The sequence below is a fragment of the Duganella rhizosphaerae genome, assembly GCF_040364205.1.
GTDB lineage: Bacteria > Pseudomonadota > Gammaproteobacteria > Burkholderiales > Burkholderiaceae_D > Rugamonas > Rugamonas rhizosphaerae.
The window spans coordinates 1-4554 of record NZ_BPWK01000039.1 but is presented as its reverse complement, the minus strand read 5'-3'; the positions used below and the strand labels follow the sequence as shown (position 1 = coordinate 4554).

Sequence of the window (4554 nt, the reverse complement as noted above, 5' to 3'; positions counted from 1 at the left end):
TCGCAATGCAGTTCATCGGCGCCGGCCGGCTGGTCCAGACCGTCCGCGCCGATGACGATCGCGCTCTGCGCACCCGATGCGGTCGGCTTCGGATGATTGCGGCCATCGCTGCCAGGCAATTGCGGACGCCAGATCACGTCCGCTGCGACCGCCTCAAAACTGTTGGCATAGCCGGTCTTCCGCGCCTGATCGATCACCAACGCAAAATCGGCACCGCGTTGCGGCGCCAATTCCTCCAGCAATTCAGGGATGGGACCGAACAGCTCAGCCAAACCCTGCTGGGCCGGCGACGGCAGGTTGTTGACACCGACGCTAGTCACACGCAACACGGTGTAGGCCGGCACAGCAGCGCCCTCGGCCGAAGCCAGCGGCCCCTGCGTGACATTCACGCGCCGCCCTGCCGCCAAGGTGCGCACCGTCGAGCGGCCGCGCCACAGCTGGCTGCGCGCTTCCCGTCCCTGCATTTGCAACTCGGCGTAATGCTGCGCCAGCCCGCCATCTGCATAGGCGTATTGACCGGGAACGTCGAAGCTCTCCAGCGCCGGCAATTTCTCGTACTGCTGCATGGCCGGCGCACTGGCGCTGACGGCTTTCTTGGCCTTGTAATCGTAGCTGAGCAAGGTAGTCAGCGTGGCCGACACGCTACGCCTCGCCTGCAAAGCCTGGATGGTGTCCTGCTGCTCGCCGGCGCGCACGCCATGGAAGCGGATACCGCCACCGGCCTCGCTGCTGGCGTCCTCGGGCACCGCGCTGAGCTGGCTGCTGTCGGCGAACAGCACCAGGCACAGGCCGTCCTCGCTTTCCTCGAAGCGCCAAACCAGGCCCTCCTCGGTCAACAGGCGCAGCACGAAGTCGTAGTCCGATTCGCGGTACTGGCAGCAATAGCTACGCGCCGGCACGTCGGCCAGGAAGCCGTCGACCTCTTCGCTCCAGCGCCATTGCGCCAGCGGCTGATAATTTTCAAAGACCGATTCAACGATCTCGACCACCGTCTTGTCCTGCCATACGCGGCTGTTGCGTACCTGGCTCAACCGCCACAACCACGGCGTCAAGCGCAAGCGGAAGCGCGCCAGGCCGCCTTCGCTGCCCAGCATGGCCGCCTGCGTGATGTCGCCGCTGAAGGTGGTGCGGCTGCCGTCCACCAGGCTCACCTCGAGGCTGGCCGGCTTGCCCAGCAACGGCGCCAGTTCGACGTGGGCGTTGGTCGACAGCACGATGATGTCGCGCGCGCCCGTGCCCTGCACCACGTCGTCGGCGGAAAAAGCTTCCACCAGCAAACCGCCGGCGCCCAGCTCGGCGTCGTCGTTATCCAGCTTCAGTGCGTACAGCCGCGTGGCGCTGGAGAACTGCGCCAAGGCGGTGGTGACTTGTTCCAGTAAGGCGACACTCATGAGTTCGATGCGGTTTTTGCGCCGGGAGCAGCCTTGCACTCCGGCTCTTTCTTGGCGTCGGCTGCGCATAGGCACGCGCGGCGCTGCTCTTCGCCGGCGGCGTTACGATGTACTGTGCGCAATGACGCGAGACAAGGCACTTTACTGTCATGTGCCGATCGCAACTACTTGAAAACTGAACATCAAACTCTGCCGCTCATAACTCATATGGCAAGAGGACCACTGATAGCCACCTATTTTGAGCAGAGATGTTCATGCATCCCCCCTTCTTTCAGGACGGGAAATCAGCCAATATCTTTGCGACACCCTGCGGAGAGATATCAAAACCCACAGGCCAACCAGGATTAATCACAACGCCATATTCCGGAGGAAGACGTTGTAGCAGTTGTCGGCCCGTCATTTCCAGATAATACGGCGCCATATCTGCATATTCACCGATGCGCTCGGAAGTCGAAAAGCAGGCAAGCATCTGGACAGTCTCCTTTGCGAACTGCAGTGGCTGAAAACCCTCGCCATTCGCTGCGACACTCGCACCGCTAGGCACAATCAATCGGGCATTAACAAATGCACGCATCAATTCCGATCCAGGTAACAATGCCGACTTCGCCTTCAGCATCGCGATTTCCAAATCATTCTGTGGCAAAAACTCTTTCATTCTTTCTCTTTCCTTTTTAAACAACGATGCGGTCCGCTCACAGCACATTAAGCCGATATCTGGCTAATACCTTTTTATCGGCATCCATTCCCCATCAGGACCCAGTTGGAACAACACGGAACCAGGAGGAATTCCGTTCCCGCCGGGCATGACAAACTCCCGGGTCGGATTGAGCAGGTACCCGGCAGTCGGTCCGTCACCGAGCTTGACCGCAGTGTGTCCGCCCTCCAAATAATGATCCCATCCCATTGCGTCAGCTGCGGTCGGCTTGGTCAGCGATGCAGCATCCACAGGGAAGCTAAGGCCATAGATATCCAGTCCTTGCTTATAGGCCTCCTGAGCGGAAGGCGCCATTCCTGTATATCTAGCCGCGTCACCAGCGTTTTTAACTATGCCGGAGTCCTCAAGTGGCATCAAGAAGAAGGAACGCCCGGTCCGCCCTATGGTCGCGTTCGCGGGCGTGTAATACTTCAGGTTATCTGGACCAAAAAAAGCCACTCCGTACTCTTGCGTCGTCGCAGCTTTTGGGGCAGTAACATCACTGGTATCCGGCTCTGCAGTTTCTTGTCGCTTGGTGTTATGATTTTCCGCCACGCTCTCAACTTTATCAGGTTTATCCTTGATCTGCGAGGGCGCCGCAGTAGACGATGCGGCCTTGGATTCCAGTCTCTCGCTGCCATGTTCCGTCACAGCGGTACTTTTACTCTCGCCCAAAGATGCGATATGGCTACCGGCGGAGCTCTCCGCAAGATGAGACCCCACTGGGTCGCGCACACGTTGTGCCGACAGGGCCTTGCCTGCGGGTGGATGAGTCTCTAAGCCCGAGACGGCGATGTGGCTTTCTTTTGGCGCGACTTGAGCCACCAACTCGGCAAGTCTACGGTCTAGTTCAGCAACAGCCCGAGGCAGCTGGCGTAAAGCATCTTGCTGAACACTATAAAATTTTCTCTCCCACTCAGACAATCTAGCTATCGCGTGTTTGACGTCATCGAAGTACGAGACATATTCCAGCTTAGCGCGAAGGGCACGGCAGATTTCTAATAGTTTGTTAACGGTCTTATCGAAAGCCATCAGCAAAACTTTTTCGTATTTTGAAAATTTAATGCTGCGCAAAAAAAGCGCAATATCGCCATGCATAAACTTCTGCAAAAACCTCAATATTTCACCGAGCTTACTGGCCTCCTTTATCAACAAAAGCATAACGGCCCGCAAGGCGGCAGCTAGCTCGGAGCCCGCCACGCCACCGACGATAGCTCCCACGCCAGCCGCCACCGCCCCACCAGCAGCCATGGCCAGAGGAAGTGCTAGCGTAATCAAGCATGCCGATAGCAATACCCACTCCATTAGTTCCTGACGTTTTTCAGGGTGATGAGCCAAGCGAACAATAACGGCAACCGCATCCCGTGCACTGGTTACAATGATGACTCCTGGCACAAAGCTGACCAACATATCGGCAATCACCGCAGAGAGCGAGCGGTTGTCCGAAAATTCCCCAATAAGCACAGATTTCAGCCAGTTTAGGCCGCCCACAGTACTTTCCCACACATCATCTAAAATCGACTTATTGCTCATGATACTTTCTCGCTATCCGCCTTTGGCTTTATAGCGAATTGCATATTGAAAAACGCGTCAACGTCGGAATCAAGCTCCGCCCTGACCATCGACTTAGCAGGAGGGCCTCCAGGCAAATACTCTATCTTAGCTGCACTCGCCGCAGGTAACCCTGTTAGTCTCGCGTAACCGTCGACATCAAGTACGCCTGCGCGAACAGAACCATCGCCCAGCGTTGCCTTGAAGCGCCGGCCAGCGAGACCCGCGCCCCAATCAGTGAAATGTCTGAATTCGATATCGGTAGTGGTAGGCGCCGACCGTGGCAAAGCAGGTAAAGCGAAAGATGAGGATGCGGGCCCTTCAAAGCTCTTGCTGCTAGCATAAATAGTCAACTTACCTGGGCACTGCACCGTGATATTGCCACCATCGATGGTAATGTTGGCGCCCCCCGCCGTCGACAGCGTAATGCTCTTGGCTGCAGCCCAATCCACAAAAGCATTAGCGCTGACCAGATTGACCTCATCTCGCGCCTGCACCTTCAGCACATCCGTTTGTGCCTGGATATCGACGGCATCCTTGGCGGCGATCATTTGCACGCCGATATTGTTCTCGCCGGCTTTGACCGCACCGCCCAACACGCCAATCGCCTGTTGGGTTTGCACACGCAACTGACCGCCGCTAACGAACTGCGTGTCGGCGCCGCTCATCAATGCAATCGTTTCACCGTTGGACATCTGCATCGCCTGCCCCGCCGTCACGCTCAGGCCTGCCTTGCCGCTGACGGCGATAATCGGCGAACTGGCATGCGGCAATTGATCATCGCCGGGTGCGGTTTTCTTTTCCTCGGCATCGGCCTTGGCCGCATCCAGGCTGGCATTGCCCACCATGCCCGACACCGCAGCCAACATCGCCTTCAACGGTGCCGACTTGTCATCCAGCGCGCTCTCATCTGCCTTG

Annotated in this window: 4 protein-coding genes; all 4 read right to left on the bottom strand. The window is 57.6% G+C overall.

The window, feature by feature from the left end:
- Positions 1-1391, bottom strand: a 1391-nt coding sequence (locus tag RUGAMON1_RS32435; RefSeq protein ID WP_445234388.1) for a type VI secretion system Vgr family protein, incomplete at its 3' end; no start/stop codon positions are given.
- A gap of 271 nt (positions 1392-1662) precedes the next feature.
- Positions 1663-2046 carry an SseB family protein gene (locus tag RUGAMON1_RS32430; RefSeq protein WP_445234387.1) on the bottom strand — a complete coding sequence of 128 codons (384 nt, stop codon included), beginning with the start codon at positions 2044-2046 and terminating at the stop codon, positions 1663-1665.
- A 63-nt stretch (positions 2047-2109) separates the two neighbouring features.
- On the bottom strand, positions 2110-3618 hold the full coding sequence (locus RUGAMON1_RS32425) for a hypothetical protein (RefSeq protein ID WP_445234386.1): 1509 nt from the start codon (positions 3616-3618) through the stop codon (positions 2110-2112).
- A partial coding sequence (locus tag RUGAMON1_RS32420) for a DUF2345 domain-containing protein (protein ID WP_445234385.1) occupies positions 3615-4554 on the bottom strand: 940 nt, incomplete at its 5' end. The genes RUGAMON1_RS32420 and RUGAMON1_RS32425, both read right to left, overlap by 4 nt.

Bases quoted from the DNA above. Each gene is read 5' to 3' on its own strand.
- RUGAMON1_RS32430 (WP_445234387.1), bottom strand. From the start codon at position 2,046: ATGAAAGAGTTTTTGCCACAGAATGATTTGGAAATCGCGATGCTGAAG.
- RUGAMON1_RS32425 (WP_445234386.1), bottom strand. From the start codon at position 3,618: ATGAGCAATAAGTCGATTTTAGATGATGTGTGGGAAAGTACTGTGGGC.